We start from the raw sequence: 24,085 nt of genomic DNA, 5'->3' as shown, positions 1-24,085 counted from the left end.
ATGACCGAGCCGCAGGGCAACGAGTCGCACACCAGCGGCCCGGCCGTACCGCAGACCCGCACCGCCCGCCACCGCCGGATCGTGGACATCCTCAACCGGCAACCGGTCCGCTCCCAGAGCCAGCTCGCCAAACTGCTCGCCGACGACGGGCTCTCCGTCACCCAGGCGACGCTCTCCCGCGACCTGGACGAACTGGGTGCGGTCAAGATCCGCAACACCGGCGGGGAGCTGATCTACGCGGTACCGAGCGAGGGCGGCGACCGCAAGCCGCGGGCGCCGCTGGGGGAGTCCGCCAAGGAGGAGCGGATGCGCCGCCTCTCCGGCGAACTCCTCATCTCCGCCGAGGCGTCCGCCAACCTCGTTGTCCTGCGCACCCCGCCGGGCGCCGCCCAGTTCCTGGCCTCCGCCATCGACCAGGCGGAACTCCACGACATCCTCGGCACCATCGCGGGCGACGACACCCTGATGCTGATCAGCCGCGACCCGTCGGGCGGGCAGGCGCTCGCGGACCACCTGCTGCGGCTGGCGCAGAAGGACGACCGCGGGGCGCCGTGACCGCCCTACTGCGGCAATCACCATCCGTAGGCATATAAGTGCATATAGTGACTGAGGGTGCGGTGGTGGCTCCGGCGCTCACCGCCGCGCGAGCCGCCGCCGTACGGACGGACGCCGCGACGGCGCGGCGTCATCACCCTCAGCTGCGTCGGCCGGGGCCGGTCCGCAGGAAGGAGCGCTGCACAGTGAAGCCTCAGCGGAAGGCCGGCCCGCGCACCAGGGCCCTCGGGGCGGTGGCCGTGTGCGGCGCCCTCGCCCTCACGGCCTGCGGTGCGAACGGCGGCTCGGCCCCCTCTCCCAGCCCGTCCGCCCCGTCCCCCAGCCCGTCCGCCGCCGCGGGCGCCATCGCCTGCGGCAAGGCGGCCACCCTGCGGGCCTCCGGCTCGACGGCCCAGCAGTACGCGATGAAGTACTGGATCACCACCTACACGCGGGCCTGCGCCGGCACCAAGATCAGCTACGACGGCAACGGCTCGGGGGCCGGCCAGGACGACTTCCTGCGCGGCCGGACGGCCTTCGCCGGCTCGGACTCCCCGCTCGACGCCGACCAGGTCAAGCAGTCCGAGAAGGTCTGCGCCGACGGCGGCCGCGCCATCCACCTGCCGATCGTCGGCGGGCCGATCGCGGTCGCCTTCCACCTCCCCGGGGTCGATCGGCTGGTCCTCGACGCCCCCACCCTCGCCAAGATCTTCAACGGCCGGATCACGCAGTGGGACGACCCGGCGATCGCCGGGCTCAACAAGGACGCCAAGCTCCCCGCCACGCCGATCCGGACGTTCCACCGCTCCGACTCCTCCGGCACGACCGACAACTTCACGGCGTACCTCGCCGCCACCGCCCGGGACGCCTGGCCGTATCCGCACGCCAAGGAGTGGCCGGCGCAGGGCGGCGGATCCGCCAAGGGCTCTGCGGACCTCGCCGCCCAGGTGCAGCGGACCACGGGCGGGATCGGCTACGTCGAGCTGCCGTACGCGGTGGACCGGATGCTGCACACCGTCTCGGTCGCCACCGGCGCGGCGACCCCCGCCGACGCCAACGTGATCGCGGCATCCCACGCGATCGCCGGTGCCCGGACGGTCAACACCGGCCATGACGTCATCCTCGACCTCGACTACGGGACCAAGGTCCCCGGCGCCTATCCCATCGACGTGGTCACCTACGAGATCGTCTGCGACAAGGGCAACAAGCCGGAGACCTGGCCCGCGACCAAGGCGTTCCTGGCGTACATGGCCAGCCAGAAGGGCCAGCAGAACCTGACCTTCCAGGGCTATGCGACGCTCCCGGCCAAGGTCGTGGACGCGGTCCGCCACGAGATCGGCACGCTGTCCTGAGCCCCGCGCGGCCGGCTGACGGGCCGTGAGCTCGCGGCCCGGAAGCGTGCGGCCCGACGCCGCGCCCCATACGGCACAAGGCCCGTCGATCCGGGATTCCTCCCGGATCGACGGGCCTTGCGACACCGTCGGGACGACAGGATTTGAACCTGCGACCCCTTGACCCCCAGTCAAGTGCGCTACCAAGCTGCGCCACGTCCCGGTGCCGTGTTCCGACCGGAGACTCCCGGTCGGGCCGTGCAGACAGAAAAATACCCTGTCCGGGCCGATGAATCCAAAGCGGGTCCCCTTTGGGGTGCTCCGGGGCCTCCCGGCGGGCCCGCGGCGACCGTGTTCTGATGGGAATATGCCGGCAAAAGCGCAGAAAACGAAGAAAACGAACAGGTCGCGCACGGTCGAGGTGCGCCGGGTGTACGACCCGCCGGAACCGGCGGACGGGGCGCGGGTCCTGGTGGACCGGCTGTGGCCCCGGGGGATGGCGAAGGGTGACGAGCGGGTCGCCGACGCCGAGTGGTGCAAGGACGTGGCGCCCTCGACGGAGCTGCGCAAGTGGTACGGGCACGACGAGGCGCGGTTCGAGGAGTTCGCCGAGCGGTACCGGGCCGAATTGGCCGAGGGGGCGCCGGGCGCGGCGCTGGAGCACCTGCGGGAGCTGGCGGCGGACGGTCCGCTGACGCTGCTGACGGCGACGAAGGAAGTGCCGCTGAGCCATACGGCGGTGTTGCTGGAGGCGCTCCGCGAGGGCTGAGGGGTGCGTCGCGGCACTTCGGGGGTGGGTCCCGCGTCCGTGCGGGACCGCTGGCGGCGTCGCCGACCTGGGGTTTTCCGAATCCGTTGACGAAGCATGCAGTGGAGTGCATACTTATGCCTAGCAGTGAATGCACCGTAAGGAGAAACCCATGACCGAGCGTGTCGTACTCGCCTATTCGGGCGGCCTGGACACCTCCGTCTGCATCGGCTGGATAGCCGAGGAGACGGGCGCCGAGGTCATCGCCGTTGCCGTGGACGTCGGCCAGGGCGGCGAGGACCTGGACGTCATCCGCAAGCGCGCGCTCGCCTGCGGTGCGGTGGAGGCCGAGGTCGCCGACGCCAAGGACGAGTTCGCCGAGGGGTACTGCCTCCCGGCGATCAAGGCCAACGCCCTCTACATGGACCGCTACCCGCTGGTCTCCGCGCTCTCCCGGCCGGCCATCGTCAAGCACCTGGTCGCCGCCGCCGAGAAGCACGGCGCGACCACGGTCGCCCATGGTTGCACCGGCAAGGGGAACGACCAGGTCCGGTTCGAGGCGGGCATCTCCTCGCTCGCCCCCGGCCTGAAGTGCATCGCCCCGGTCCGCGACTACGCGATGACCCGGGACAAGGCGATCGCCTTCGCCGAGAAGGCCGAACTGCCGATCGCCACCACCAAGAAGTCGCCGTACTCCATCGACCAGAACGTCTTCGGGCGGGCCGTGGAGACCGGCTTCCTGGAGGACATCTGGAACGCGCCGATCGAGGACCTCTACGAGTACACCGAGAACCCGGCCACCCCGCGCGAGGCCGACGAGGTCGTGATCACCTTCAAGGAAGGCGCGCCGGTCGCCCTCGATGGCAGGCCAGTCACCGTCCTCCAGGCCATCCAGGAGCTCAACGCGCGGGCCGGCGCCCAGGGCATCGGCCGGATCGACATGGTCGAGGACCGCCTGGTCGGCATCAAGTCCCGCGAGGTGTACGAGGCCCCGGGTGCGATCGCGCTGATCACCGCGCACCAGGAGCTGGAGAACGTCACCGTCGAGCGCGAACTGGCCCGCTACAAGCGGCAGGTCGAGCAGCGTTGGGGCGAGCTGGTCTACGACGGCCTGTGGTTCTCGCCGCTCAAGCGGGCCCTGGACGGCTTCCTCGACGAGGCCAACGCGGCGGTCTCCGGCGACGTCCGGATGACCCTGCACGGCGGTCGCGCGGTGGTCACCGGCCGGCGCTCCGCGCAGTCGCTGTACGACTTCAACCTGGCCACCTACGACACCGGCGACACGTTCGACCAGTCGCTCTCCAAGGGCTTCATCGAGCTCTTCGGCATGTCGAGCAAGATTGCCGCGCAGCGCGACCTGGCAGGCTGACCCTTCCGGGATCCGGCGCACGGGGCCGACCCGCCCGCCGTTCGAGCGCCGAACGGGCTGACCGTCAGTCCGTCCGGCGCTCGCCGTGAATCCACCACCGACGAGGAGCACAGCAAGTGAGCAGCAACAACGGCGACGTCCGGCTCTGGGGCGGTCGCTTCGCCGACGGACCGGCCGAGGCGCTGGCCAAACTCTCCGCCTCCGTCCACTTCGACTGGCGGCTGGCCCCGTACGACATCGCCGGCTCCCGCGCGCACGCCCGTGTGCTGCACAAGGCCGGACTGCTCACCGCCGACGAACTGGCCCGCATGATCGAGGGGTTGGACCGGCTCGAACGGGACGTCGCCGACGGCTCGTTCACCGGCACCATCGCCGACGAGGACGTGCACACCGCCCTGGAGCGCGGGCTGCTGGAGCGGCTCGGCCCGGACCTCGGTGGCAAGCTGCGGGCCGGCCGGTCCCGCAACGACCAGGTCGCCACGCTCTTCCGGATGTATCTGCGGGACCACGCCCGGATCGTCGGGGGGCTGCTGGCCGACCTCCAGGAGGCGCTGATCGGCCTCGCCGAGGCGCACCCGGACGTCGCCATGCCCGGCCGCACCCACCTCCAGCACGCCCAGCCGGTGCTCTTCGCCCACCATGTGCTCGCCCATGTGCAGTCGCTGTCCCGGGACGCCGAGCGGCTGCGGCAGTGGGACGAGCGGACCGCGGTCTCGCCGTACGGCTCCGGCGCGCTGGCCGGCAGCAGCCTCGGCCTCGACCCGGAGGCGGTCGCCGCGGACCTCGGCTTCGAGCGGGGCTCGGCGGGGAACTCCATCGACGGCACGGCCTCCCGGGACTTCGTCGCGGAGTTCGCCTTCATCACCGCGATGATCGGGGTCAACCTCTCCCGGATCGCGGAGGAGGTCATCATCTGGAACACGAAGGAGTTCTCCTTCGTCACGCTGCACGACGCCTTCTCCACCGGCTCGTCGATCATGCCGCAGAAGAAGAACCCGGACATCGCGGAGCTGGCGCGGGGCAAGTCGGGGCGTCTGATCGGCAACCTGACGGGGCTGCTGGCGACGCTCAAGGCCCTGCCGCTCGCCTACAACCGCGACCTCCAGGAGGACAAGGAGCCGGTCTTCGACTCCTGCGACCAACTGGAGGTGCTGCTTCCGGCGTTCACCGGGATGATGGCCACGCTGACCGTCAACCGCGCACGGATGGAGGAACTGGCGCCGGCCGGCTTCTCGCTCGCCACCGATGTCGCCGAGTGGCTGGTCAAGCAGGGTGTGCCGTTCCGGGTGGCGCACGAGGTGGCCGGCGAGTGCGTCAAGGAGTGCGAGGCGCAGGGCATCGAGCTGGACGAGCTGACCGACGAGCAGTTCGCCAAGATCTCGCCGCACCTGACGCCCGAGGTCCGGGGCGTCCTCAACGTCCCCGGTGCGCTCGCGGCGCGCGACGGCCGCGGCGGCACCGCGCCGTCGGCGGTGGCGGTGCAGCTCGCCGAGGTGCGGGCGGACCTGGTGCGGCAGCAGGAGTGGGCCGCGGCCAAGAAGTGACGGCGCGGCCGGCGCGGCCCGCGCCGGCCGACGAGGGCGGCACCACCTGATCAGGTGGTGCCGCCCTCGCGTTTCACGGGTGCCCGGCGCCGGTGCGGTGGCCCGGAGGGGCGTCCGTCTGCGACAGCACAGAATTGAATGAGACGTGAACGTCTCATTCGGGTATCCTCCGTCTCATGCCCGTGGACAGAGAACACGTACTCACCGAAGCCGCCGCCCTGCTCGCCCGGCGCGCGACGACGTTGATGGACGAGATCGCCCGCGCCGCGGGCATCAGCCGGGCGACCCTGCACCGGCACTTCGCGGGCCGCGACGCGCTGATCCGCGCCCTGGAGGAGCACGGGATCGAGCGGTTCGCCCGGGCCATCGACGCCGCCCGGCTCGACGAGGGGGACGCCGCCGGCGGGCTGCGCCGACTGGTCCGCGAGGCCGAGCCGGTCGCCGGCGTGCTGGCCTTCCTCTTCACCGAGAACCAGCTCTTCGAGAACGAGCCGGTCAACGCCGGCTGGGCCCAGCTCGACGCCCGGCTCACCGCACTGTTCCGTCGCGGCCAGGAGGAGGGCACCTTCCGGGTCGACCTCAGCGCGAACTGGCTGACCGAGGCGTTCTACGGCCTCCTCGGCGCCGGCGCCTGGGCGGTGCACGAAGGCCGCGTCGCCCGGAACGACCTCGACCACTCGATCGCCGAGCTGCTGCTCGGCGGCATCCGACGGAGCATGGAGAAATGAGCGATCCCATAGCCGAAAGGCGGGCTGGTTCGGCCCATGTGGACGACCAGCCCCGGCCGGGCCGTTGGCTCGCCCTCTCGGTCCTGGTCCTGGCGGTCCTGCTGGTCGGCGTCGACGCCACCGTGCTCGGCCTGGCCACCCCGTTCCTGAGCGAGGACCTGAAGCCGTCCGGCACCCAGCTGCTGTGGATCGGTGACATCTACTCGTTCGTCATCGCCGGACTGCTGGTCTCCATGGGCAGCCTCGGCGACCGGATCGGCCGGAAGAAGCTGCTGCTCATCGGCTCGGTGGCGTTCGGTGCGCTGTCGGTGCTCGCCGCCTACGCCACCAGCCCGTCGATGATGATCATCGCGCGCGGCCTGCAGGGCGTGGCCGGGGCGACGCTGATGCCCTCCACCCTCGCCCTGATCCGCAACCTCTTCCACGACCCCAAGGAACGCAGCCTGGCGATCGGCATCTGGGGCGCCATGGCCTCGGCCGGCACGGCGGTCGGGCCGGTCCTCGGCGGCTTCCTGCTGGGCCACTTCTGGTGGGGCTCGGTCTTCCTGATCAACCTCCCGGTGATGGCGCTGCTGGTCGTCGTCGGCGCCAAGGTGATCCCCGAGTCCCGCAACCCCGACCCCGGTCCGTGGGACGTCCCCAGTGTCGTGCTGTCGCTGGTGGGCATCGTCGGCGTCGTCTACGCCATCAAGGAAGCGGCGGTGCACGGCCTCCGCTGGGACATCGGGCCGGCCGCCGTCATCGGCGTGCTCGCCCTGCTGCTGTTCGTCCGCCGCCAGCACACCCTGGCCTCGCCGCTGCTGAACATGAAGCTCTTCCAGCACCGGGGCTTCTCCGGCGCGGTGCTGGCCGACCTGCTGACCATCCTCGGACTGTCCGGTCTGGTCTTCTTCCTCTCCCAGTTCCTCCAGATGGTGCAGATGCGCTCGCCGTTCAACGCCGGGCTGGTCGAACTCCCGGCCGCGGTCGGCGCGGTGGGCGCCGGCCTGGCCGCCGGCTGGGTCGCCCGCCGGCTGTCGGTGCGCCTGGTGGTGGCCGGCGGCCTCGCGGTGGTCGGCCTCTCGCTCGCCGGCTGCATGGCCCTGCACGCCGACACCGGCACCCTCGCGCTGTGCGTCATCCTCTTCGTCGTGGGCGTCGGCGCCGGCTTCGCCTTCACCGTCACCGCCGACGTCATCCTCTCCAGCGTGCCCAAGGAGGAGGCCGGTTCCGCCTCCGCGGTCTCCGAGACCGCCTACGAACTGGGCGCCGCGCTCGGCATCGCCCTGCTGGGCTCCATCGTCACCAGCATGTACCAGGGCTTCAGCGTCCCCGCCGGCGTGCCCGAACACGCCGCCGAAACCGCCCGCTCCTCGCTCGGCGGCGCCGTGGACGCCGCCGCCCACCTCCCCGCCGAGCAGGGCGCCGCCCTGCTGAAGGCCGCTCAGGACTCCTTCGTCAACGGCGTGGACACCGCGGCCGGACTGGGCGCGGTGGTGCTGCTGGGCGCCGCGGTGGCCGCGTGGTTCCTGCTCCGCGGCCAGACCCTGGCCGACAGTGCGGAGCCGCAGCCCGCGCCGGAGGCCGAGACCGCTCCGGTGGCCGGCTCCGGCTCCACCGCCGATGGCCCGACCGGGCACCCGTAAGGGCCCCACCCGGCGGGCGAACGAGGGACACCACACCGCCCCCTGCCCCCGCACAGGCGTGTCCCGTGGATCGTGACCGCGCGCACCGGCCATGATCCACAGGACACGCCCCTGGGGGCGACTGTCCCCTGCCGTTCACGCCCGGTACGCGTCCTGGTGACCGGTTGTCCCGCACGGCTCGTTTGACTCTCGCGTCGTCCCCCCAACGGTCGGACCCGCTCAGGAGAGTGACGCAGTGCGCGACATCGGACGACGGTCCTTCGTAACCGCCGCGGGGGCGATGGCCACCGCCAGCGCGATCGGCAGCAACGCCTACGCCACCGGCCACGCCCGCGACGCCGCCACGGCCGACGAGTACGTCGACGTCCAGCTGCTCAACATCACCGATCTGCACGGCTATCTACAGGGCGCACCGGGCGCCAACTCCGTCATCACCGGCACCGGCGGCAAGCGCCACACCGTCGGCGGCGTCGCCTACATGGCCGCCCACCTGGAGCGGCTGCGCGCCGGACGGCGCAACTCCCTCTTCTTCGCCCCCGGCGACCTCTTCTCCGGCTGGGAGTTCGACGCCGCCGCCTTCGCCGACGAGCCCACCATCGAGGCCCTCAACGCCCTGCAGATGGACTTCGCCTCGGCCGGCAACCACGAGTTCGACAAGTCGACGGTCTTCCTGCGGGAGCACATGGAGCGCGGCCGGCCGTTCCCGGTCGTCGGCCGCGACGCCTCCTTCACCGACTCCACCGGCCACCGCTTCCGCGGCGCGAACTTCCCCTACTACAGCGCCAACATGGTCTGGCACGACACCGGCGAACGGGTGCTGCCGCCGTACAACATCGTGCACGTGGACGCCGGCCGCGGCCGGCGGCTGCCGATCGGCTTCATCCACCTGACCGCCATCGGCACCGAGTCCTTCCCCGGCTCCTACCAGCCCCAACTGCGCACCCTGGACGAACTGGAGACCGCCAACCGCTGCGCGGCGGCCCTCAAGAGCCGGGGCGTCAACGCGATCGTCCTCAGCATGCACGACGGCGCGGTCGCCGGCAGCAACTTCGAAAGCGGCACCAACCCCTCCGGCCCCGCCTACGAACTGGCGCTGCGGGTCTCGCCCGCCATCGACGCCATCGTCACCGGCCACTGGCACTGCGCCTTCACCATGATGCTGCCCGACCCCAAGGGCGTGCCCCGCCCGTTCGTCGAGGCCGGCTGCTACGGCCAGATCATCAACGAGATCAACCTGCGGCTGGACCCGGTCTCCGGCAGGGTGATCCGGGAGCTGACCACCTCGGTCAACCACCCCAACACCCGTGATGTGACGCCGGATCCGGAGCTGAAGTCGATCGCCGACTACTGGGCCGGTTACGGCGCCCGCCGCGCCCGCACCCGTATCGGCACCCAGACCGCCTCGTTCACCCGGCGGCGCAACGCGATGGGGGAGTCCACCATGGGCAACCTCGTCGCCGACTGGGCACTGTGGGCGGGCGGCCGACCGCACGGCCCGATGGACGACCGCGGAGGGCACCGCAACGTCCCCGCCGAACTCGCCGTCATCGCGCTGGCCCCGCGGGTCGGTGCCGCGATCATCGCCGGCGACCTGGTGCGTGACGAGGCGTCGGGCGGCGTGGTCACCTTCGGGCAGGCGTGGAACGCGGTCGGCTTCGGCGACCCGATCATGACCGTCACGGTCACCGGCCGGCAGATCCACGACGCCCTGGAACAGCAGTGGGCCCCCACCCCCGGCGGCGGGATGTCCTTCTCCCCGCTGGCCGTCTCCGGCAACGTCCGCTACACCTTCGACGCCACCGGCCCGGCCGGCCACCGGATCGACCCCGCCGATGTCCTCATCGACGGCGAGCCGCTGGACCCCGCCCGCCGCTACCGCCTCGCCGCCCCCTCCTACACCCTCATCAACCAGGACGGGTTCAGCGCCTTCACCGGCTTCACCGAACCCGTCCGGCACACCCGGGACTTCGAGAGCTTCGTCTCCTACGTCCGCACCCGGCGGAGGCTGTCCCCGTCCGAACCGAACCGCGTCATGGCCAAGAACGCCCATCGCCCCGGCGCCCACGTCGGCTCCGTCGCCGAGCACCAGCAACTCCTGCAGGCCGACGCCAACCACGTCCCGCGCCCGGAGGTGGCCCTGCGCGCCGCGCTGACGGGCGACGCCGAGGGGCAGCGCGCGCCCGGCGGCTTCCAGGTGCCCTGCTGACCGCCCGGTAGCGGCGAGGGGCCCCGTCCGGGGATACGGACGGGGCCCCTGGCGGCGTGGGACGGGTCAGGCGGCGGCGCGGGCCTTGGTGGCGTACACGTCGACGTACTCCTGGCCGGACAGCTCCATGACGTCGCTCATCACCTCGTCGGTGACCGCCCGCAGCACATAGCGGTCCCGGTCCATGCCCTCGTAGCGCGAGAAGTCCAGCGGCTCGCCGAACCGCACGGTCACCGGGGCGATGCGCGGACGGCCCTTGCCGCCGGGCTGCACCTTGTCCGTGCCGATCATGGCGAACGGGACGACCGGGGCGCCGGTCATCAGCGCGAGCCGGGCGACGCCGGTCCGGCCGCGGTACAGGCGGCCGTCGGGGGAGCGGGTGCCCTCCGGGTAGATGCCGAAGGCGTGGCCCTCGTCCAGGATCCGGCGGCCGGTCATCAGCGCCGCCACCCCGCCGTGCCCGCCGTCGCGGTCCACCGGGACCATCCCGGCGGTGGTGAAGAACCAGGCCATCAGCCGGCCCTTGATCCCCTTGCCGGTGACGTACTCGTCCTTGCCGATGAAGAACACCGGGCGCTTGACCACGAGGCTGAGGAAGATCGAGTCGATGAACGTGACGTGGTTTCCGGCCATGATCACCGGGCCGGTACCCGGAATCCGCTCGATGCCCTCGACCTTCGGGCGGAACAGGACACGCATCATCAGTCCGAGGATCGCCTTCAGCACAATGCGGGACAACGGGCCCTCCGGGTCGTGGCTGGACAGGATCAGGGCGGCGCAGCGCTCTGCAGCCCAGGACCATACTCGCGGGTCACTCCCGCGCGCACATCGGGTTCACGGGGCCGATACGCAGAGTTGACGTGCGTCACGTCCATGTTCCGCGCGGTACCCCCGCACGTCTCCCCGGCATCACCCGTCCGTGCTTACGATCAAGGCGCTTCCGGGAGACGTGCGTATACAGCTCGCGGGACACCTTGATACACCGGAACGCCCTGGAACGCCCGGAACGTCACCGGGCCGGCCGGGGCACGACGCAGAACGAGGAGCACGGGCATGGAGAAGCGGCACGAGCCGGGGCGGCGGACAGTACTGGGAGCCGCCGCACTGGGCGCGGGGGCGGCGGTACTGGCCGGCGCGGGACAGGCCCAGGCCGCCGGCCCGGCGGAGCGGGCGGCGGGCCCGGCGGCCCGGCAGGCGCCCGCCGGACGGCCCGACAAGCTGCCGGTCCCGCTGGTCGTCGGCCACCGGGGCGCCAGCGGCTACCGCCCCGAGCACACCTTCGGCTCCTACCAACTGGCCCTCGACATGGGCGCGGACGTCATCGAGGCCGGTGACCTCGTCCCCACCAAGGACGGGCACCTGGTCTGCCGGCACGAGAACGACATCACCGCCACCACCGACGTCGCCGACCACCGCGAGTTCGCCGGTCGCAAGACCACCAAGACCGTGGACGGCAAGAAGCTCACCGGCTGGTTCACCGAGGACTTCACGCTCGCCGAGCTGAAGACCCTGCGCGCCAAGGAGCGCATCCCGGACGTCCGCCAGCACAACACCCTGTACAACGGCCACTGGCAGATACCCACCTTCGAAGAGGTCCTCCAGTGGGCCGAGCGCGAGGGACGCCGCCGCGGCCGCCCCGTCTGGATCTACCCCGAGACCAAGCACCCCACCTACTTCCGCAAGCTGGGCCTGGGCATCGAGGAGCCGCTCGCCAAGCTGCTGCGCCGCTACGGCCGGCACACCGCGCACGCCCCGAACTTCGTGCAGTCCTTCGAGCCCAGCAGCATCCAGCGGCTCGGCAGGCTCGGCGTGAAGTGTCCCAAGGTCGTCCTGCTCGACGAGCCGTCCGTCAAGCCCTGGGACTTCGTCGAGTCCGGCGACCCGCGCACCACCGCCGACCTCCTCACGCCCGAGGGGCTCAAGTGGATCTCCGGCTTCGCCCAGGGCATCGGCCCCTGGCTGCCGCAGATCATCGCGCAGGACGAGCAGGGCAAGCTCGGCAAGCCCACCACCCTCGTCCGTGACGCGCACGCCGCGGGCCTGGTCCTCCACCCGTACACCGTGCGGAACGAGAACAACTTCCTGCCGCTGGACTTCAGGGTCGGCAAGAACCCGGGCGACTACGGCAACTCGCTCGCGTACTTCAAGGCGCTCTTCGCCACCGGCATCGACGGGCTCTTCTCCGACAACCCGGACACCGCGCTGCTGGCCGCCGAGGAGTTCCGCCGGCACTAGGTCGCGCCCGGACCGGCGCCCGGCCCCCATCCGCCCGCGTACTCATCTGAGTTGGGAATGTCACAGGGGAGCTTGGCGCCGGTCCGTTCCGCTTGTCCCGAATGCCTGCGCAGAATGCCCGCGGCGGAGATTGCCACCGCCGAATGCCGGGGAGTCCGGAAGCGAACAGCGAACCCAAAAAGGGGAGGCAGACGCGCATGGGCACGAGCGTGACCATCTCGACGGCGACCGACGACGACGGCGAGCAGATCCTCAAACTCCAGTACCTCTGTTACCAGGCCGAGGCCGCGCTCTACGACGACTACGGCATCGAGCCGCTGACCCAGACGCTGGACTCCCTGCGCGCCGAACTCGCCCAGGGCTGCGTCATGGTGGCCAGACTCGGCCGGGAGGTCGTCGGGTCGGTGCGCGGCACCGTGGACGCCGACGGCACCGCGAAGATCGGCAAGCTGATCGTGCACCCCCGGCTCCAGCGGCACGGCCTCGGCGGTCGGCTGCTGGCGGCCGTCGAGCGGCGGCTGGCCGAGGAGCGCTCCGCCAAGCGCTACCGCCTCTTCACCGGCCACCGCAGCGAGGGCAACCTCCGGCTCTACCGCAACCACGGCTACGCGCCGGTCGGCACCGAGCAACTGACCCACCGGCTGAGCCTGGTCACTCTGGAGAAGGAGCCGAGCGCCGCGCCGTGACCCGGGACCGGGCCCGCGTCCACGGCGGGCCCGGACGTCCGACCGCGCGCTACGCCGTCGCCGTACGGGCCCGGCGCAGCCACATCAGCCCGGTGACCGGCAGCGCGACCGGGATGAAGAGGTAGTCCATGCCGAAGTACGACCAGACCGTGGAGTCCGCGAACGCCGCCGGGTCCACCAGCGTCCAGGTGCCGATGCCGACCACCCCGATCAGCTCCAGCGCACAACAGGCCACCGCCGCCCGCCGGGCCCCCTCGCCGCCGCGCACCAGCGAGAACGTGATGAAGCCGTAGACCAGCGCGGAGACCGCCGACAGCAGGTACGCCAGCGGGGCGCGGTCGAACTGGGCGATCAGCTGGTAGATCGAGCGGGACGCGGCGGCCACGGTGAAGACGCCGTAGAGGGTGACCAGCAGCCGCCCCGGGCCCGCGCCCAGCCTCGTGACCGGATCCCGGCCGGTGGTCTCGTCCGCGGCACCGGCCGCCGTGGTCCTCGGCGCAGTCTCAGGCACTGCCGCCTCCCCAGATGTCGAAGAGCCGTACTTCCAGAACGGCCAGCACCACGGAGCCCGCGGCGACGGTGGCCGAACCCCACCGGGTGCGCTCGGAGAGCGACATGAACCCGGTCGCCGGGACGCACGCGGCCGCCCCCAGCAGATACGCCAGGAAGAGCGCGGTGCCCTTGTCCGGGTGCTGCCCGCGCGCCAACTGCACGACGGCGACGACCAGTTGGACGACGCACAGCACGGACACCACGGCCATGCCGATGAAGTGCCAGTCCTTGGTGGGTTCGTTGCGGTACGCGGCGAGGCCGCACCAGGCGGCCAGCGCGAGAGCGGTCACGCCGACCGCGAGCGTCAGCGCGTCGATCACCGCGGCCTCCGGACGAGGCGGCCGCGCGCCGTGGGGTTGTGGGGCATGCGCCCGATGCTAATCGGCGCCGGGTCGGGCACCGCGTCCGGCCCCGCCGCGGCCGGACGCGGCGCTCGCCGGGACGGGCGCCGCCCCGGCGGCCGTGGCGTTGGCCACAGCCCGTCCCGCGCCGCACCGGCCGACCGGGCGCCGTGCCCCCGCCCCGCCGGCGGCATCCGCGCAGGCCACGCGCGGACCGGCCGAGATCATTCGGGACGGGCGGGGCCCGGTCCAGGCTCCGGTCGCCGCTGTCCGCTATACGGACGGGCTTGATCGGGCCACACCGCTGTCTGGTTTACTGACCGCCATGACCACGACGAGCAGCCGCACCCCTGCGACCGAGGCGCTTCCCGCGCCCGGTGCTCGTTGCATGTGTCGAATGTGTGACCGCTGAGGGCCCCCGTCCGAGCCTCGCGCCCCGAAGCGAGACCTCCGCCATGAGCCGAACGTCGCACCCCGGCGCCATCGGCCGCCCCGCGTCACCGGAACCAGGAGCCGGGCCCCGCGCCCACCGCCGCTCCCCGTTTCCCCCTGCCGCACTCGCAAGAATGCCCCGTGCCCGGCGGGCCAGCCGCCGAGCACTCGACAGTGACGGAATTCCCCTGTGATCACCACAACGGGCCTGACCAAGGTCTACCGATCGGGAGGCCGTGAGGTCACCGCCCTTGACGGCGTCGATCTGCACGTCCGAGAGGGCGAGGTGTACGGCGTCATCGGTCAGAGCGGCGCCGGCAAGTCCACCCTGATCCGCTGCCTCAACCTCCTGGAGCGCCCCACCTCCGGCACGGTCACCGTGGCCGGCCAGGACCTCACCGCCCTCGGCGGACGGGGGCAGCGCGCCAACGCCGCGCTGCGCGCGGCGCGCAGCCACATCGGCATGGTCTTCCAGCACTTCAACCTGCTGTCCTCGCGCACCGTCCAGGACAACGTCGAACTGCCCCTGGAGATCCTCAAGGTCGGCCGCCGCGACCGCGCCGCCAAGGCGCTGGAACTCCTGGACCTGGTCGGCCTCGCCGACAAGGCCAACGCCTACCCCGCCCAGCTCTCCGGCGGTCAGAAGCAGCGCGTCGGCATCGCCCGCGCCCTGGCCGGCGACCCCAAGGTGCTGCTCTCCGACGAGGCCACCAGCGCCCTCGACCCGGAGACCACCCGCTCCATCCTGACGCTGCTGCGCGACCTCAACCAGCAGCTCGGCCTCACCGTCGTCCTCATCACGCACGAGATGGACGTCGTCAAGACCATCTGCGACTCCGCCGCGCTGATGAAGGGCGGCCGGGTCGTCGAGCAGGGCACCGTCGCCGAGCTCCTCGCCACCCCCGGCTCCGAGCTGGCCCGCGAGCTGTTCCCGGTCGGCGGCGAGCCCTCCGCCGAGGACCGCACCGTCGTCGACGTCACCTTCCACGGCGCGGCCGCCACCCGCCCGGTGATCTCCGAGCTGGCCCGCACCTACAACGTCGACATCTCCATCCTCGGCGCCGCCATGGACACCATCGGCGGCAAGCAGGTCGGCCGGATGCGCATCGAGCTGCCCGGCCGCTTCGAGGACAACGTCGTGCCCATCGGCTACCTGCGCGAGCAGGGCCTGCAGGTCGACGTCGTCGACGGCGCCGCTGCCGACGCCGCCCCGGCGACCACTCCGCTCCAGAAGGAAGATGCCAAGTGAGCTGGAACGACATGCAGCCGCTGCTGTCCGACGCCACCCTCGACACCCTCTTCATGCTGTGGTGGTCCGCGGTCTACTCGGTCCTCATCGGCATCCCCGTCGGCGTCCTGCTGCACCTGACCGACCGCGGCGCCCTGCTCCAGAACGTCGTGGTGAACAAGGTCCTCGGCGCGATCGCGAACATCGGGCGGTCCTTCCCGTTCCTGATCCTGATCGTCGTGCTGATGCCCTTCACCCGCTTCCTGGTTGGTACCGCCATCGGCCCGACCGGTGCCGTGGTCACGCTCACCATCGCCGCCATCCCGTTCTTCGCCCGCCTCGTGGAGGCCGCGCTGCGCGAGGTCGACCACGGACTGGTCGAGGCGGCCCAGGCGATGGGCGGCGGCACCTGGACCGTCATCTTCAAGGTGCTGCTCCCGCAGGCGCTGCCGGCCCTGGTCGCCGCCGTCACCACCACCGTCATCACGCTGATCGGCTACTCGGCGATCGCCGGCGCGGTCGGCGGCGGCGGGCTCGGCGCCCTGGCCTACAACTACGGCTACCTGCGCTACGACACCAGGCTCATGATCATCACCGTCGCCGAGCTGATCCTCATCGTCACCGTCGTCCAGCTGCTCGGCGACCTGATCGTCCGCCGGCTCGCCGCCCGCGGCACCCGCTCCTCCGCCCTGCGGGTCGGCCTGCGCAGGGTCCGCACCGAGGAGCCGACCCCGGTCACCGAGGCCGCCTGACCCCACGCACCACCCGCGTCACCCGCACCCCCAAAGCCCGGACCCTTTGCCGGGCGCAGCCCACACGGATCCCCGTGTGCACAAGAAAGAGGCACTCTTCGTGCGTAACACCATCAAGATCACCGTGGCCATAGCCGCCGCCTCCGCCGTCGCCCTCGGCGCGAGCGCCTGCAGCGCCCCCTCCGACGTCAGCGCGAGCGGCGACAAGGGCGACAAGAACGCCCCGCTGGTCATCGCCGCCAGCCCCACGCCGCACGCGACGATCCTCGACTACGTCAAGGAGAAGCTGGCGCCCCAGGTGGGCCTCAAGCTGGTCGTCAAGCCCTTCAACGACTACAAGCTGCCGAACAAGGTCACCGACGACGGTCAGGTCGACGCCAACTTCTTCCAGCACAAGCCGTTCCTGGACACCTTCAACAAGGAGAACGGCACCCACATCGTCCCGGTCGTGAACGTCGAGATCGAGCCGCTTGGCATCTACTCCAAGAAGATCCACAAGCTCTCCGACCTCAAGGCCGGCTCCACCGTCTCGGTGCCCAACGACCCGTCCAACGAGGGCCGCGCGCTCAAGCTGCTCGCCGACAACGGTGTGATCACCCTCAAGCCCGGCGTCGGCTCCGACGCCACGCTGACCGATGTCAAGGACAACAAGGGCATCAAGATCACCGAGCTGGAGGCCGCCCAGACCGCGCCGCGGCTCGCCGACGTCGACGCCGCCGTCATCAACGGCAACTTCGCGGTCGGCGCCAACCTCAAGCCCTCCAGCGACGCGCTGGCCCTGGAGAAGGCGCAGGGCAACCCCTACGCCAACTTCCTCGCCGTCAAGCAGGGCAACGAGAACGACCCGCGGATCAAGAAGCTCGCCAAGCTCCTCAACTCCGACGAGGTCAAGAAGTTCATCGAGGACAAGTACAAGGACGGCTCGGTCATCCCGGCCTTCGGTCCCGTCAAGGGCTGACGCTCCGTTCCCGGGAGGCGGGGCGCGTCCTCGCTCCACGCGGCCGCCCCACCGTGCCTCCCGTCCTCTCCGCGCCGCCCACCCCTGCCACAGGGGTGGGCGGCTGCGGTCACGGGCCCCGGGCGCGTGGCACGCCCGCGGGCCCATGCTGCATGCTGGTGCATTCAGGACGGTCAGGACGGCCCCGGCCGCGCGGTGCACACGGCCCGCGACATCCCGGGGCACCCCAGTCAACGGCGTTGGAGCAGCAGCATGACATCCACCTTTCCGGACATCTCCCTCAGCACGGACCGGTTGGTGCTGCGCGCGCTCGACGAGGACGACATCCCCGCCCTGGCCGCGATGATGAACGACGAACTGGTCGCCGCCTGGACCGCGGTGCCCCAGCCGTACACCGAGGACGCCGCCCGCACCTGGGTCACCCAGTACGCACCCACCGAACGCATCGCCGGCCGCGGCCTCGACCTCGCGGTCACCGAGTTCCTCACCCAGCGCCTGGTCGGCATCGTCCAACTCGGCCACACCAACTGGCGGGTCCGCTCCACCGAGATCTCCTACATCGTCGCCTCCTGGGCCCGCGGCGAGGGATACGCCTCCGAGGCGGCCCTCGCCACCGCCCGCTGGCTCTTCGAGGACCAGAAGTTCGAGCGCCTGGAGCTGCGCACCGCCGCCGGCAACACCGCCTCCCAACAGGTCGCCCAGAAGATCGGCTGCATCAGTGAGGGCGTGCTGCGCAACGCCTGCATAGCCCGCACCCGTGCCGACGACGGCGGTTGGACCGACGTCCGCACGGATCAGATCGTCTGGAGCCTGCTCCCCGAGGACCTCGACGGGCCGCCCGCCCGGACGGTCGACGCCAACGGCTTCGCCTACCCCGAGTGGAACTGACCACGCGGCACCTCCCACCCCGGTCGCCGGGGTACCCTCGGCCTGCCGGACGGCGGCCGGGCCCGCCCCGACCAGCACGGACCGGCACCCCGCAGCACCCCCGGACGGCGGCCACCGCACCCGTCAACCGCCCCAGGAATTCCCACCAGCCCCAGGAGACTGACGAGCATGGCCGACCGGGTCACGGTGATCGGATGGGACGGCTCTCCGCTGACCGCCGCCGGCCGCTCCGCCCTCGGCGCCGCGACCCTCGTCGCCGGTGCCGCCCACCACCTCGCGCTGCCCGAAGTCCCGCCGTCCGCCGAACGGATCCGGCTCGGCAGCGCCACCCTCGCCGCCCGCCGCATCGCCCAGCACCGCGGCACCGCCGTCGTCCTCGCCGACGGCGACCCCGGCTTCTTCGGCGTGGTGCGCACCCTGCGCGACCCCGAATACGGCCTGGAGGTCGAGGTCGTACCGGCCGTCTCCTCCGTCGCCGCCGCCTTCGCCCGCGCCGGCATGCCCTGGGACGACGCCCAGATCGTCGTCGCCCACAGCCGCGACCTGCGCCGCGCGGTCAACGTCTGCCGCGCCCACCCCAAGGTCGCGGTGCTCACCTCGCCCGGCGCCGGACCCGCCGAACTCGCCCTCCTCCTGGAAGGCGTGCACCGCACCTTCGTCATCTGCGAGGACCTCGGCACCGAACGGGAACGGGTGACGGTCCTCACATCCGACAAGGTCGCCGACCACGTCTGGCGCGACCCCAACGTCGTCATCGTCGTCGGCGGTTCGCCGTCCGGCGCCGCCGCCCAGGGCACCGGATGGATCGCCGGGACCCCCGGCAACGCCGCGGGCCACCCCACCGGACCGCGCGGCTGGGGACTTCCGGACCGCGCCTACGGCGGAGCACTCGGCGAGGGCGAGGCCGTCCAGCTGCGCACCGCCCAACTCGCCCGCCTCGGGCCGCGGGTGGGCGACCTGATCTGGGACATCGGATCCGGCAGCGGTGCCGCGGCGGTCGAGGCCGCGCGGTTCGGTGCCGCGGTCATCGCGGTCGACGCCGACCCCGACGCCTGCGGCCGCGCCACCGCCCTCGCCCGCCGGTACGGCGTCCAACTCCAGGCCGTGCACGGCCTGGCGCCACAGATCCTGGAGGACCTCCCGGAGCCCGACGTGGTGCGCGTCGGCGCCGGGGGAGCGGCCGTGGTCGCCGCCTGCGCGACCCGTCGCCCCGAACGGATCGTCACCCACGCCGCCACCCGCGACGAGGCCGAGGCGCTCGGCCGCGCCCTCGCCGACGGCGGCTACGAAGTCGAGTGCGCCCTCCTGCAGTCCGTCGAACTCGACACCTCCGTCTGGGTCGAACGTGAACGCTCTGTGGTGTTTTTGCTGAGCGGCTATCGCGTTCCTCACCCGTGACCAGGAAGGCCACCCGCGCGCGGTAGGCTGGCGGATCGTTGCGCCGCCGTTCCGCGTTCGCCTTCGTACGCCAATATCCGGAAATTGCCGTGGTTTTGGACGAAAATGAAGCACTTGAGTGCGGACGTGCCGGGAGGCGTGCTCGCTCGTTCTCGCTATCGGGGCGTCGGTGCGCACCGGTCGGCGCGTCGCACGAGCGGTTGGAAGGAGCACTAGCAGTGGGCGAGGGGTACGCATGACCGACACCGGCCAGGTCCCGGGCCAGGGACAGCCGGAGAACGCAGGCGGACACCGCGGGCAGCCGCAGGCCGTTCCCACCCCTGCCGACCCCGGACCCACCCAGCACCCCGGCGACTATCCCTACCTCGGCCCGGCCGACGGCGTCGTCGAGGACGACGACCTGCTGATGCCCGGTGCCCAGGGCGCCTGGAGCGAGCAGGGCGCCCAACAGATGCCGCAGCCCCCGCAGCCGCTTCTCCCGCCGCAGGCCGTACCGCCGCAGCAGGCCGTGCCGTTCGACCCTGCCGCCGGCGACCACGAGAGCGGCGGCCGGGACACCGGCGCCGTCGACCTCACTGCCGTCCGCGCCCCGCAGCCCACGGTCCCGCAGCAGGTCCGCGCGCACGCCGGCGAGCAGACCGCCGCCGCGCCCCGCCGCCCGCTCCACATGGGCCCGCCGGTCCCGGACGCGACCGGCGGCGTGGTCCGTTCGCTGGCCGACCGCGGGCCCGCCGAGGCGCCCCAGCAGGCCGTCCGGCCGAGCGCCCGCCCGACCGGTGGCCCCGAGTACCTCGACGGCCCGGCCGAGACCCCCCAGCCCGTACCGCTCCCCGCCCAGGAACAGCCCGCCGCCGCGCCGGCCGTCGAGCCGCAGCCGGTTGACGACGGGTCGGCCGCCGCGCAGGCCGTGCCCGCCCAGCCGTTCCCGGAGCAGGCCACCCCCGTGGACGCCGCCCACCAGGAGCCGCCGGCCGCCCCGGTGACGCCGTACGGCCAGCAGCCCTACGAAGGCCAGTTGTACGCCGAGCAGTCCTACGGGGCAGCGGGCCAGGGCCCGTTGCCCGGCCCGCAGCTGGGCGAGATCCCGTCCCAGGTGCCGGCCCAGGTGCAGCCGTGGGGCGAGGCGTCAGCCCAGGTCGCCGCGGTGCCCGTCGCGGAGCCGACGGTCGCCCCGGTCGCCCCGGCCGGCGGCGAAGCGGTCGCGCCCGAGGCACAGCCGCCCGCCCGGGAGGGCACGCCCGCCGACCAGCCCACCGCCGAGCAGCCGCCTGTCGAGCTGCCCGCCGAGCAGCCGACGGCCGAGCAGGTACCGGCCGCGCAGCCGCAGGAGCAGCCCGCGCCGGTGGCCACCGAGGTCGCGCCGGCGGTCGCCGAGGACGGCGCCGCCGCCCCGGTCGTCGCGGAGCCGGCCGAGGCCGACCCCGCCGCCCAGGCCCCGGCGGCGGAGCCCGCTGCCGAGCAGCCGCAGGCCGTGGACGCCCCCACCGAGGCCGTCACCGCCCCGGACCCCGCCGCTCAGCAGCCCGCACCGGAGCAGACCGCCCCCGAGCAGTCCGCCCCCGAGCCGGTCGCCGCCGCGCAGCCGGTCGCCGACCCGCCCGCCCCGGCCCAGGCCGTCCCGGAGGCCGCGCCCGAGCAGCCCGAGGCGCCGGCGCAGGAGGCAGCGGTGGCGAGCCCGGAGGCCGTCCAGCCGCCGGCCGCCGAGCCCCAGCCCGCTCCGGCCCCCGCCGAGGCGCCCCAGGCCCCGCAGGACGCCGCCCAGCCCGAGGCCCAGCCCGTGGCGGAGCAGCCCGCCGAGCAGCCGGCAGCCGACGCCCCGGTCCAGGCCCCGGTGACGGACCAGCCGCAGACCGAGGCCCCGGCCGAGCAGCCCGCCCCCGAGGCCGCCGCGGAGCCCGCCCCGGCCGAGGCCGCCGCCCCGGCCGCGCAGCCCGAACACCCCACCACCGAGGACCAGGCCAGCGCGCCGCAGCTCGTCGAGGACGGCACCGTGGCCGAGGTCGAGCAGGCCGCCGTCGAGACCGAGCCGGCCCTCGTCGAGGTCGAGCAGGCCCCGGCGGACGCCGCGCCCGCCCCCCAGGAAGCCGACGCCGCGCCGGCTCCGGAGCAGACGCCCCAGCAGCCCGTCATAGAGGCAGCCGCAACGCAGCCGCCGCAGGACGCCGGACAGCCGGAGCCCACCGCCCCCGAGGACGCCGCGGGCCAGCAGCCCGCAGAGGAGGCGGCGACACCGCAGCCCGCCCCCGAGGACGCGCAGCCCGAGCCGGCCGCCGACGCCGCCCCGGAGCACCCCGGCGAGCCGGCCGAGTCCCCCGCCCCGCCGGCCCCCGACGAGACCGCCGACCAGGCCCCCCGGCCCGCCGCGGCCCCCGCCCCGCAGGACCCCGCCCAGGCGCCCCCCGAGCCGGCCGACGCCGCGCCGCAGCCCGCCGCCGACCAGGCAGCGCAGGCCCCCGAAGCCGACTCCGTCGCCGCCGAGGCCCGCCCGCACGAGCAGGACGACGCCCAGCTCGTCGAACACGCCGAGGGCGACGACACGCACCCGGCCGAGGCCCCCGCCGCCGAGCCGACGCCCGCCACGGCCCCCGCGCCCGGCTACGACGACTCCGAGCGCGCCGCCGTCCACCGCGTCATCCGCGAACGCCGCGACATCCGCAACGGCTTCCGCTCCGACCCGATCCCCAACGAGGTCCTGCTGCGGGTCCTGGAGGCGGCCCACACCGCCCCCAGCGTCGGCCACTCCCAGCCCTGGGACTTCGTCGTCATCCGCTCCGACGAGACCCGCGGCAAGATGCACGAGCTCGCCATGCGGCAGCGCGACGCCTACGCCAAGTCGCTGCCCAAGGCCCGGGCCAAGCAGTTCCGCGAGCTGAAGATCGAGGCCATCCTCGAAACGCCGGTGAACATCGTCGTCACCGCCGACGCCACCCGCGGCGGCCGCCACACCCTCGGCCGGCACACCCAGCCGCAGATGGCCCCGTACTCCTCCGCGCTCGCCGTCGAGAACCTCTGGCTCGCCGCCCGCGCCGAGGGCCTGGGCGTCGGCTGGGTCAGCTTCTTCGACGAGCGGGAGATGGTCCGCGAACTGGGCCTGCCCGACCACCTTGAGATCGTCGCCTACCTCTGCGTCGGCTACGTCGACGAGTTCCCGGACGAGCCCGAACTGCTCCAGGCCGGCTGGTCCAAGCGCCGCCCGCTGTCCTGGGTCGTCCACGAGGAGACCTACGGCCGCCGCGCCCTGCCCGGCGAGGACCCGCACGACCTCCTCCAGGAGACCCTCGCCGGCATCCGCCCGCTGGACGCCAAGGCGCTCGGCGAGGCGTGGGAGCGGCAGAAGCGGATGACCAAGCCGGCCGGCGCGCTCGGCATGCTGGAGATCATCTCCGCGCAGCTCAGCGGCCTGTCCCGCAAGTGCCCGCCGCCCATCCCGGAGCCGGCCGCGGTCGCCATCTTCGCCGGCGACCACGGCGTGCACGCCCAGGGCGTGACCCCCTGGCCCCAGGAGGTCACCGGCCAGATGGTCGCCAACTTCCTGGGCGGCGGCGCGGTCTGCAACGCCTTCGCCAACCAGGTCGGCGCGGAGGTCTGCGTGGTCGACGTCGGCGTGGCCGGCGACCTGCCCGCCACCCCCGGACTGCTGCCCCGCAAGGTCCGCCCCGGCACCGCCGACTTCACCCAGGGCCCGGCGATGACCCAGGAGGAGGCCCTCAAGGCCATCGAGGTCGGCATCGAGACCGCCCGGGACCTCGTCGCCGCCGGCAACAAGGCGCTGCTGACCGGTGAGATGGGCATCGCCAACACCACCGCCTCGGCCGCCCTGATCGCCGTCTACACCGGCGTCGACCCGGCCGAGGTCACCGGCCGCGGCACCGGCATCAACGACGAGACGCACGCCCGCAAGGTCGAGGTGGTCCGCCGTGCCCTGGAGTTCCACCAGCCGGACCCGGCCGACCCGATCGGTGTCCTCACCGCCCTCGGCGGCCTGGAGCACGCGGCCATGATCGGGCTGATCCTCGGCGGCGCCTCCCTGCGCACGCCGGTGATCCTCGACGGCGTCAGCGCCGGTGCCGCCGCCCTGGTGGCCCGGGCCATCGCCCCCGAGGCGCTGGCCGCCTGCATCGCCGGCCACCGCAGCGCCGAGCCCGGCCACGTCGCGGCCCTCAACAAGCTGGGCCTGCGCCCGCTGATCGACCTCGACCTGCGGCTGGGCGAGGGCACCGGCGCCCTGCTCGCCCTGCCCGTCGTGCAGAGTGCCGCCCGCGCCATGCACGAGGTCGCCACCTTCGACTCCGCCGGAGTCACCGAGAAGAGCTGACACCGGGGCCGACCCGAGCCGGGGCCACCCCGCGTGACCCCCGGCCCGCAGCCCCCGTACCTGTCGGCGCACCCCCGCCCGTCGTCCCTCCGGGCGGCCGGCGGGAGCGCGCCGACAGGCCCTAGGCTGTGGGCCGGGGCCGTAAGCTCCCACGGGCACGCCCCGAAGGGCCGCACCACCCCTCAGCCGCTCCGGCGTCGCAGCGACTGAACGGT

General features: G+C 72.9%; 19 protein-coding genes and 1 tRNA gene. 16 read left to right on the top strand and 4 right to left on the bottom strand.

Annotation, left to right across the window (positions count from 1 at the left end; translation table 11 throughout):
* Both JNO44_RS11165 and pstS read left to right on the top strand, forming a co-directional pair.
* On the top strand, positions 1-555 hold the full coding sequence (locus tag JNO44_RS11165; RefSeq protein ID WP_039637945.1) for an arginine repressor: 555 nt from the start codon (positions 1-3) through the stop codon (positions 553-555).
* Positions 556-740: 185 nt separating this feature from the next.
* Entirely contained in the window at positions 741-1,886 is a 1,146-nt protein-coding gene (gene pstS, locus JNO44_RS11160; protein ID WP_205363505.1) for a phosphate ABC transporter substrate-binding protein PstS, read from the top strand.
* 128 nt (positions 1,887-2,014) lie between these two features.
* Here pstS and JNO44_RS11155 read toward each other — a convergent pair.
* Positions 2,015-2,088, bottom strand: a tRNA-Pro gene (locus tag JNO44_RS11155).
* Positions 2,089-2,232: 144 nt separating this feature from the next.
* On the opposite strand from JNO44_RS11155, the gene JNO44_RS11150 reads away from it, so the two are divergent.
* The 6 genes from JNO44_RS11150 to JNO44_RS11125 all read left to right on the top strand — a co-directional run bounded on the left by JNO44_RS11150 (position 2,233) and on the right by JNO44_RS11125 (position 10,085).
* Positions 2,233-2,634, top strand: coding sequence for a DUF488 domain-containing protein (locus tag JNO44_RS11150; RefSeq protein WP_205363503.1), 402 nt, complete (start codon positions 2,233-2,235; stop codon positions 2,632-2,634).
* 151 nt (positions 2,635-2,785) lie between these two features.
* Complete coding sequence (locus JNO44_RS11145; RefSeq protein WP_205363501.1) at positions 2,786-3,982, top strand: argininosuccinate synthase; 1,197 nt, start codon at positions 2,786-2,788, stop codon at positions 3,980-3,982.
* Between the two features lie 116 nt (positions 3,983-4,098).
* Positions 4,099-5,526: an argininosuccinate lyase gene (argH, locus tag JNO44_RS11140; RefSeq protein WP_039637949.1), complete on the top strand. Its 1,428-nt coding sequence runs from the start codon at positions 4,099-4,101 to the stop codon at positions 5,524-5,526.
* A 176-nt stretch (positions 5,527-5,702) separates the two neighbouring features.
* Positions 5,703-6,254 carry a TetR/AcrR family transcriptional regulator gene (locus tag JNO44_RS11135; RefSeq protein ID WP_205363499.1) on the top strand — a complete coding sequence of 184 codons (552 nt, stop codon included), beginning with the start codon at positions 5,703-5,705 and terminating at the stop codon, positions 6,252-6,254.
* The gene (locus JNO44_RS11130) at positions 6,251-7,879 is read left to right on the top strand and encodes an MFS transporter (RefSeq protein ID WP_205363497.1); all 1,629 of its coding nucleotides are present in this window, start codon (positions 6,251-6,253) and stop codon (positions 7,877-7,879) included. Before JNO44_RS11135 ends, JNO44_RS11130 begins: the two co-directional genes overlap by 4 nt.
* Positions 7,880-8,114: 235 nt before the next feature.
* A complete protein-coding gene (locus JNO44_RS11125; RefSeq protein ID WP_205363495.1) occupies positions 8,115-10,085 on the top strand; it encodes a bifunctional metallophosphatase/5'-nucleotidase in 1,971 nt (656 codons plus the stop codon).
* Between the two features lie 66 nt (positions 10,086-10,151).
* Here the strand turns inward: JNO44_RS11125 and JNO44_RS11120 are convergent, their stop codons facing one another.
* The gene (locus tag JNO44_RS11120) at positions 10,152-10,823 is read right to left on the bottom strand and encodes a lysophospholipid acyltransferase family protein (RefSeq protein WP_205363492.1); all 672 of its coding nucleotides are present in this window, start codon (positions 10,821-10,823) and stop codon (positions 10,152-10,154) included.
* 315 nt (positions 10,824-11,138) lie between these two features.
* Here JNO44_RS11120 and JNO44_RS11115 point away from each other — a divergent pair, with 315 nt between their 5' ends.
* Together JNO44_RS11115 and JNO44_RS11110 are read left to right on the top strand one after the other, a co-directional pair.
* Positions 11,139-12,320 (top strand): glycerophosphodiester phosphodiesterase, encoded by a 1,182-nt coding sequence (locus JNO44_RS11115; protein ID WP_205363490.1) that lies wholly within the window; start codon positions 11,139-11,141, stop codon positions 12,318-12,320.
* 197 nt (positions 12,321-12,517) lie between these two features.
* Positions 12,518-13,006, top strand: coding sequence for a GNAT family N-acetyltransferase (locus tag JNO44_RS11110; RefSeq protein WP_205363488.1), 489 nt, complete (start codon positions 12,518-12,520; stop codon positions 13,004-13,006).
* A 49-nt stretch (positions 13,007-13,055) separates the two neighbouring features.
* Here the strand turns inward: JNO44_RS11110 and JNO44_RS11105 are convergent, their stop codons facing one another.
* Positions 13,056-13,517 carry a hypothetical protein gene (locus JNO44_RS11105; RefSeq protein WP_205363486.1) on the bottom strand — a complete coding sequence of 154 codons (462 nt, stop codon included), beginning with the start codon at positions 13,515-13,517 and terminating at the stop codon, positions 13,056-13,058.
* Entirely contained in the window at positions 13,510-13,878 is a 369-nt protein-coding gene (locus JNO44_RS11100; protein WP_039637958.1) for a hypothetical protein, read from the bottom strand. Before JNO44_RS11100 ends, JNO44_RS11105 begins: the two co-directional genes overlap by 8 nt.
* A gap of 643 nt (positions 13,879-14,521) precedes the next feature.
* Between JNO44_RS11100 and JNO44_RS11095 the strand changes: the two genes are divergently transcribed.
* From JNO44_RS11095 to cobT, 6 genes are all read left to right on the top strand, one after another.
* Complete coding sequence (locus JNO44_RS11095; protein ID WP_073445404.1) at positions 14,522-15,580, top strand: methionine ABC transporter ATP-binding protein; 1,059 nt, start codon at positions 14,522-14,524, stop codon at positions 15,578-15,580.
* Entirely contained in the window at positions 15,577-16,311 is a 735-nt protein-coding gene (locus JNO44_RS11090) for a methionine ABC transporter permease (protein WP_205363484.1), read from the top strand. The genes JNO44_RS11095 and JNO44_RS11090 overlap by 4 nt, the downstream gene beginning before the upstream one ends.
* Positions 16,312-16,411: 100 nt before the next feature.
* Positions 16,412-17,269 (top strand): MetQ/NlpA family ABC transporter substrate-binding protein, encoded by an 858-nt coding sequence (locus JNO44_RS11085; RefSeq protein WP_205363483.1) that lies wholly within the window; start codon positions 16,412-16,414, stop codon positions 17,267-17,269.
* 252 nt (positions 17,270-17,521) lie between these two features.
* Positions 17,522-18,157 carry a GNAT family N-acetyltransferase gene (locus JNO44_RS11080; RefSeq protein WP_205363481.1) on the top strand — a complete coding sequence of 212 codons (636 nt, stop codon included), beginning with the start codon at positions 17,522-17,524 and terminating at the stop codon, positions 18,155-18,157.
* Positions 18,158-18,325: 168 nt separating this feature from the next.
* Positions 18,326-19,555: a precorrin-6y C5,15-methyltransferase (decarboxylating) subunit CbiE gene (cbiE, locus tag JNO44_RS11075; protein ID WP_205363479.1), complete on the top strand. Its 1,230-nt coding sequence runs from the start codon at positions 18,326-18,328 to the stop codon at positions 19,553-19,555.
* A 235-nt stretch (positions 19,556-19,790) separates the two neighbouring features.
* Positions 19,791-23,870, top strand: a complete 4,080-nt coding sequence (gene cobT, locus JNO44_RS11070; RefSeq protein WP_205363477.1) for a nicotinate-nucleotide--dimethylbenzimidazole phosphoribosyltransferase — start codon at positions 19,791-19,793, stop codon at positions 23,868-23,870.
* The last annotated feature ends 215 nt before the right edge of the window (positions 23,871-24,085 follow it).

Source organism: Streptomyces noursei, from assembly GCF_016917755.1.
Classification (GTDB): Bacteria; Actinomycetota; Actinomycetes; order Streptomycetales; family Streptomycetaceae; genus Streptomyces; species Streptomyces yunnanensis.
This window is presented reverse-complemented; position numbering and strand designations above follow the sequence as displayed.